This window comes from Pantoea sp. CTOTU49201 (assembly GCF_032054795.1).
GTDB lineage: Bacteria > Pseudomonadota > Gammaproteobacteria > Enterobacterales > Enterobacteriaceae > Pantoea > Pantoea symbiotica.
In genome coordinates, this window is sequence record NZ_DAMBSA010000238.1 from 1 (window position 1) to 7,330 (window position 7,330).

Below are 7,330 nucleotides of genomic sequence, written 5' to 3' on the forward strand. Positions count from 1 at the left end.
GCCTGCAAATGAGAACTCAAGACCTTTTGGTCGCTCACCTTTAAAATAAAATAAATTACTCTCATCAGCGGAAATATTTAACTCTGAAAAAACATACTTTTTGTACTTATCGGGGGAAAGACTAAAATTTTTAATATAATTTCTTAAGGATAAAAGATTCCGTTCGCTAACAAGCATATTTGTCATTCTCTGCCTCATCCATGTTAAATTTAATAAACCCGACCCCTGAGTCACTAAATAACTACTTAATAAAACGGTTAAGTACTTCTTTCCATACCTGATAGCCTTCCACTGTTAAATGCGTCCCATCCAAAGTGTTCTTATTCATTAGATACCCATCAGGCGCAATAAAATGGTTGATATCGAGATAGATGTAACCGTTGGCAAGTGCACTACGCTTCAATAATTCATTAATCTGCTGTATTTTTTGGTTCTTATTCAGGCGTTTTTCGCCAGACAGGATCGTAGACTGAATAATTGGATAAATACCTTTCACAGAGAATTTTTTTGCAATAGTAATGATATTTTTTGCGATGATATCAGGTGCAACATGGCGGCTTAAGTCATTGGTACCTGCCATGATAAAGACGACCTTTGCCCCGGTAGCTTCTACTTCTGACATTCGAGCTAACATTCCAGATGTATCGTCCCCACCAATACCTCGATTTCCTATCCTGACATCAGGAAACATATCCTGCCAATGTCCTCTTTCAGTGAGGCTATCACCAAACATGACAATGTCGTATCGCCCCGTGAAACGCTCATATTGCGCTTTTGTCTGAAGGTAAAATGAGGATCTCTTCTCATTGGATTCGTCGCTGCCACTGGCAGCATATGACAAGCCAAACAATACAGAGGTCAACATTAGCTTTTTCAACATGACTGTGATTCTCAAACAATATCAGACTCGTCGGTTCGATGGAAAACCGTGTCTAACTCTGTCAATAAAGATTAATGAATCTGTACATTTTACCATTAGTCAACACTCAAAGGAGAACATCATAATTCCAGGACTTGTCGCAAATACGTCTTAATATTGGAAAAAAGCCGGGAAGATTTCACTGTAATTTAAGGCGAGATTAAAACATCGACACGGAGTTCTGGCAGAAAACTGCTCGCCATCGTGACTATAACATTTGAAAATTTCGCAATACAATATCTCCAGCAAATATCGAATCGGCATCATATTTTTCTTACATCATCTGATACTTAAGCCAGCCTTGCACTTAAGCAAGAATCAACTTATAAGAATAAGCTCAAATTTGAAGTTTGCGCGTCACGCATTATTAACATCGCCGTATTTTTGATGCCACATTAAAGATTTTTCTTTATCTTTCTCTCTCTGACTTCTGCTCCAGACGGCACCATTAAGACTCTTTTTTGAAGCAGGAACGCCAGCCATAAGTGAAAATTTAGGGGCAGATTTTGTCACTACCGCTCCGGCTGCAACAATTGAACATGCGCCAAGATTCACGTTTTTAAGGATGATGGCTCTCTCACCGATCCAGCAATGCGGCTCAATAATAATTGGATTGCGTGGTTCATTAATCTGCTTGCCGGTGTCTGGCATGAATACGGGGTGACCATCCGAAGCACGTATTGTTACCGAACTTGCAAACATACAGTCATCACCAATAACTATCATTTTTCCGGAGACTAAAGAATGTCGTCCTGTTGTCCATTGATTACCGGGCATGGTGGTTACATCATTGCCTACTATTACCGTATCTCCGGTACCACAAACTACTATGGAGCCTTTTTTGAAACTACACCTATCTCCGATATAGATAATGCAATCACTTGCGACAATCGAAATAAGAAAACCTACCCCTGTTGTTTTTTCTCCTACAAAAACACGACAATTCTTAGATTCATCTGAAAAAACTATATTAACACCTGTCGCCGGCTCACCTTTAAAAAGGATTAGATTACTATCATCACCAGACAGACCCAGTTCTGACGGTCGATAAATGTTATATTTCTCCAGAGAGAAACTGAAATCATTAACATGTTCCTTAAAAATATCACTTACACTCGCCAGAATTTCCATTTCATTCACTTGTTGGTCAATCGTGGGAAAATTAAATACATTATTCTGTAAAATGTAAATCATTTTACAGAAATCAATTAAACCTAATGAACAACTCGTGGCAGAAAAAATTATCCCGGCTGATAAGGAACTGGGCAACGTTAACGCCATCAGCCAGGATAACACTATTACACTTTAAAAGTGCTGATCCACAATCTAACCTTTAACCCCCAACCGCTAGTCCAGCCAGTGCTAGTACTGATCACTTTACCCTGATGCAGCACGATAAAGGTCGGCGTGGCCTGAATATCCCAGCGCTGGCCGATCGCCCCGCTCTCATCATTGATTGCCACGCCTTGCAGCCCTTTCTTCTCCAGCCAGGTTGCTACGCGCATATCGTTACCGGATCGCAGCGCCATGCTCGCCACCTTGTAACCTTGCTGGCTCATCGCCGCCACAGTTGGCGTGGTGAGTTTGCATACGCCGCACCAGGTTGCCCAGACGTAAACCAGCAATGGCCGATCCTGACTGAGCTCCGCCAGATTGACCTCGCCTTGCAGCGAGGTGAGCGGCTGCTGCGCCAGGTCGGCAGGCAGCTGTGGTGCGCGCAGCCAGTCCATGCCCCACAGCGCCGCCGCAACAATCAGTACCAAGAGCAGCGCCTCACGCAGCCAGCGCTTTAGTCGACTCATGGCTTCGCCTGTAGCGCGCCTTTCACTGCCGCTTCCAATTGCTCATACGGCACCGCGCCACTGATCATCTGGTCGCCCACCAGCGTCGCTGGAGTGCCCTGTACGCCGAGCTGCTGCGCCAGCGTCAGGTTGCTGTTGATGGTGTCGAGGCTCACTTTGCTTGGCTCTTTCAGCTTTATGCCGGTTTTCTCCAGCGCCGCGTCGATGCTAGCGGTATCGTGATTGCCCTTTTTCGCCATCAAACGTTCATGCAATTTGAGGAAGTTTTTCGGCTGCTGTTCCCACACGGTGAGCGCCAGACGCGCCGAGGTGAGTGAAGTTTCAGAGCGATACGGCAGCGGTTTAATCACCACTGCGACCTGCGGATACGCTTTTAGCAGTTTTTCGATATCGGATTCAAACTTCTTACAGAACACGCAGTTGTAATCGGTGAAATAGACCAGCGTCAGCGCCGGTTTTTCAGCACCGATGCGCGGTGAACCAGCATCGTTGAACAACGCGTCATGGTTTTTCTTCACCATCTGCGCCACCACATTTTGCTGCTGTTGCGCCGCTTCTTTATCAAACGCATCAGCTGCTTCCGCCAGAATCGACGGATTCTGCACCAGAGTTTCACGGATCAGCTCTTTAATACGTGCTTCCTGCTCAGGGGTAAACGGCGCGGCCGCCAGTGCAGGCATGGCAAGGAACATCAGTGGCAGTAACAGGGATTTCTTCATTATTTTTTCGCCTCAGAGAGAGTGGAGATCACCGCTTCACGACTCAGCAGCGGTGACAAAATCTGGCCTTGCGGCAGTGCCGGGCCATAAATTTGGTTAAAAGGGATTGCCACGCGGTCGCGGCGGCGCAGGAATTCACCGATGGCGGGATCGGGCTGCGTCCAGTCGCCGCGCAGCAGCACTACGTCATCGGCTTTTAGCGCAGCACGCACATCGGGCTGATTCAGTACGCGGGATTTGTTCACTTTGCAGGTGATGCACCAATCGGCGGTGACATCGACAAACACCCGTTTATCCTGCTCGAGCGCTTGATGAATTGCCGCTTCGGTCAACGGCTGCCAGTGCAGCGTCTCCTCTTCCGGCGTGATGCGCGTCATCAGGAACAGCGCACCGGCCAGCGTCAGGGTGATAAACACCACGCCCGCCTGCTGCAGCGCGCGGCGCTTCACCAGCCAACCACACAACACCGCGAGTAACACGCCCGCCAGCACCAGCGCGAAGGTGCTGCCCCAATGCGGTACCAGCAATGTCACCAGCCAGAAGGTGGCGAGCAGCATAAACAGGCCGAGCACGCTGCGCAGATGCACCATCCAGCGCCCCGGACGCGGCAGGCAGCGGGCCATGCCCGGCAACGCCGCCACCAGCAGCCACGGCAAACTCATGCCGACGCCGAGCGCGACAAACAGCAGCCACAGCTGCGGCAGCGGTGCCGTTAACGCATAAGCCACCGCAGTACCAAGAAACGGCGCGCTGCACGGCGTGGCCAGCAAGGTGGCAAACGCGCCCTGGCCGAAGTGACCGAGTAAGCCATCGCCGCCATGCGTCGCCAGTTTGGTATTCAAACCCGACGGCAAGCGGAAATGCAGCAGATCAAATAGGCTGGCGCTGAACAGGAACATCACCAGCACCATCACCAGCAGGAAGCCGCTGCTCTGGAACTGAATGCCCCAGCCAAGCGCCTGGCCGCTGAGACGCAGCCCGGTCATCAGCAGTGCGAGCAGCAGGAAGGAGAAAATGATCCCGGCGCTGGAGGCGAGAAATTGCTGGCGCGTCTGACGCTGCGTTTGCCCTTGCTGCTGCACCAGGCTGCTGAGTTTGATCGCCAGCACGGGCAACACGCACGGCATCAAGTTGAGGATCAGGCCACCGAGCAGCGCCAGCAGCAACACTGACCATAATGTTTGCGCACCATCACCGGACACCAACGCTTCTGCGCCAATATTAATCGCGCTTTGCTGCGCAATCCCACCATCGGCCACCACCAGCGACAGCGTTTTGCCACGCAGATCCGGTGCCGCTTCGCCCCATTCATCGGTGACCGCCACGCGTGCGCTGAGCGTATCGCCTTTCACACTGATTTGCGGTGCCGCCAGCATGCTGCCTTCCGGATAATCGAAGAACAGTTCAGGTTGTTGCCAGCCGCCTTGACGCTGCGCGCGGATCTGCAATTCACCATTCACAAAGCTGGCGTCGAGTTGATCGGTTAAGCCGCTGGCGGCCGGGATGCGTCCCATCGCCTCGGCGAAATCGCGGGCAAAATCGGCGTCAGCGGGCTGCGTCAGATCGAGGCTGAACGGGAAGTCGGTGAGGATGCAGACATCGCTGCAGGTCGAGAGCGTCAACGTTCCCGCGAGCTGTTGGCTCGACAGTTTCGCCAGTTCGATCGGCAGCGTGATATCGCCTTTGTAGCCTTGCGTGGTCAAGCCGCTGACGTCAAAACGCTCAGGCGCAGGCCAGAACCATTGCGCTTTTACATCAGGCGTTTGCCAGCGAATTTCCGGCGCAACGCCGCCTTCACCTGGCGTGCGCCAGTAGGTTTTCCAACCGGGTTGCAGGCGAATATCCAGCAACAGTTGCTGATTCTCGTTGTGGCTGGCGCTGCGCAGGCGCACTTCGGCATGGCTATTTTGCGCATTACGCAGCCAGCCGGTGTCTGCCGCCTGCACAGTGATCGCGCAGCTCGCCAGCAGGAGCAACAGGCTCCTGATCAATACAGTCATGTGAATTCTCCAGTGAATAACAGGGTTTACGCGATGTAACGCGCAGGTGTTATTCCCGGAAGACGCAGAAGGTCAGATGCCGCCGTCGCAGAGGCGGAAACAGCGGTGCGCGGCGATAGCCGACGCAAGTGGTGGTTTGTGTGAAGGTGGCGATCAGCGCCAGCAGCAACAGCAGGAAAGGCAATGCGGTATCAAGGATGGGTGCGGCGGCACTGAGCGATTTGGCGCTCAGCGCACAGGGTTTTTCACTGCCGCTGGCATCGTCACTACTGTGAGTTTGCGCGGACGCGCTGACCTGCGCTAAAGGTGCAGACGGCAAATTGAAGCTGCGCTGGACGAGACAAAACGCCAGCACCAGACAAACCAGTGCCAGAATCCATTTTGCGCGTGATAGCGAAATCGTCATGCCGCAGCCTCAGAGAAAAGTGCGGGCATTTTAAGCATCTACAGCAGAAACACCAAGCTTTGCTGTGTAAACTTTTGTCTTTGTGGTGCGAGCGTTGTAGGGTCGCCATTCATGGCGACCTTGTCAATCACCGCACCCGGCTAAACAATATCATCCACCACGCCGCCATCGACGCGCAGCGCGGCACCGGACGTCGCCGATGCCTGTTTCGAACAGACGTACACCACCATATTCGCCACCTCTTCCACCGTGGCAGCACGCTGGATCACAGAACTCGGACGCTGGGCCATCACAAACTCTTTCGCCAACTCTTCCAGCGGCTTACCGGTACGTTTCACTTCATCTTCCATCATGGCGGCAAAACCATCGGAGAGCGTTGGGCCCGGCAACACGCTGTTCACCGTCACGCCGCTGCCCGCCACCACTTTCGCCAGCCCGCGCGCCAGCGACAGCTGCGCCGTTTTGCTCACGCCGTAATGCAGCATATCGGCGGGAATGTTCAAGGCTGATTCCGAGGAGATAAACACCACGCGGCCCCAACCGCGTTTCACCATCTCCGGCAATAAAGCCCGCGACAGGCGCACACCGGACATCACGTTGGTCTGCCAATAGGCATCCCAGGTGTCGTCATCCACCTCATAAAAATCCTGCGGACCGTAAATCCCAGCGTTATTCACCAGAATATCGATCGGCGGCAAGCCGTCGAGCAGTTGCTTAACGCCCTGCGCACTGCCGAGATCGGCGATAAAGGTGTGAATTTTCGCCCCCGCCACTAAGCCGTTGAGCTTCTCGCGCGCACGACTCACCGAGGCTTCACTGCGCCCGTTCAGCACCACTTCCGCCCCGCTGGCCGCCAGACCTTGTGCAATGGCAAAACCGATACCGCCGGTTGATGCGGTAACTAAGGCTGTTTTCCCGTGTAGATCGATATTCATCATGCTTTCCTCTGTGAGCGTAATCACAAAAGCCTGGTTGATACTGCCGGATATGCATTGACGAATCACGCGGTTATTATCACGACAAAGGATTAACGCTGGTCTGCATCCCGCGCTGACCTGACCACCAGGCAATGCCCAACGCCATGACCAACAACAGCAATAACACCGGGGCAAAACTGCCGATACCGAGATTTTGCAGTAACACGCCACCCATCATGCCGCCGCCAGCCATCGCCAGATTCCACACCGTGACCAGCATCGATTGCGCGACATCGGTCGCGGCACCGGCGCGATTCACCATGGCGGTTTGCAACAGCGTCGCCGCCCCACCAAACGCCAATCCCCACAATGCCACCGCCAGCCACACCAGCTGCACGCTCGCCGCATTCAGTTGCAGCAATAACGCAGCCACCATGAAAAGGCCGATGCTGATTAGCGTGAGCGGCTGTAAAAATCGGTCGACGAATATGCCGGTGATAACGATGCTGACCAGCGAGCAGAGGCCAAACAGCAGCAGTATCGCGTCAGTTCGCGCCATTAAGCCCG

The 7,330-nt window shown here is 52.7% G+C and carries 8 protein-coding genes and 1 pseudogene; all 9 read right to left on the reverse strand.

The window, feature by feature from the left end:
* Positions 1–186, reverse strand: a 186-nt coding sequence (locus RTY00_RS16020; RefSeq protein WP_312665100.1) for a hypothetical protein, incomplete at its 3' end; no start/stop codon positions are given.
* A gap of 55 nt (positions 187–241) precedes the next feature.
* On the reverse strand, positions 242–880 hold the full coding sequence (locus tag RTY00_RS16025; protein WP_312665101.1) for a GDSL-type esterase/lipase family protein: 639 nt from the start codon (positions 878–880) through the stop codon (positions 242–244).
* Positions 881–1,276: 396 nt separating this feature from the next.
* Positions 1,277–2,215, reverse strand: coding sequence for an acyltransferase (locus tag RTY00_RS16030; protein ID WP_312665102.1), 939 nt, complete (start codon positions 2,213–2,215; stop codon positions 1,277–1,279).
* Positions 2,216–2,217: 2 nt separating this feature from the next.
* Positions 2,218–2,721: a protein disulfide oxidoreductase gene (locus RTY00_RS16035; RefSeq protein WP_312665103.1), complete on the reverse strand. Its 504-nt coding sequence runs from the start codon at positions 2,719–2,721 to the stop codon at positions 2,218–2,220.
* On the reverse strand, positions 2,718–3,440 hold the full coding sequence (locus RTY00_RS16040) for a DsbA family protein (protein ID WP_312665104.1): 723 nt from the start codon (positions 3,438–3,440) through the stop codon (positions 2,718–2,720). Before RTY00_RS16040 ends, RTY00_RS16035 begins: the two co-directional genes overlap by 4 nt.
* Positions 3,440–5,440, reverse strand: a complete 2,001-nt coding sequence (locus tag RTY00_RS16045) for a protein-disulfide reductase DsbD domain-containing protein (RefSeq protein WP_312665105.1) — start codon at positions 5,438–5,440, stop codon at positions 3,440–3,442. Before RTY00_RS16045 ends, RTY00_RS16040 begins: the two co-directional genes overlap by 1 nt.
* A gap of 49 nt (positions 5,441–5,489) precedes the next feature.
* Positions 5,490–5,846: a hypothetical protein gene (locus RTY00_RS16050; protein ID WP_154183391.1), complete on the reverse strand. Its 357-nt coding sequence runs from the start codon at positions 5,844–5,846 to the stop codon at positions 5,490–5,492.
* Between the two features lie 140 nt (positions 5,847–5,986).
* Entirely contained in the window at positions 5,987–6,781 is a 795-nt protein-coding gene (locus tag RTY00_RS16055) for an SDR family oxidoreductase (RefSeq protein WP_312665106.1), read from the reverse strand.
* Between the two features lie 79 nt (positions 6,782–6,860).
* Positions 6,861–7,330: pseudogene (locus RTY00_RS16060) on the reverse strand (MFS transporter); the annotation flags it as partial.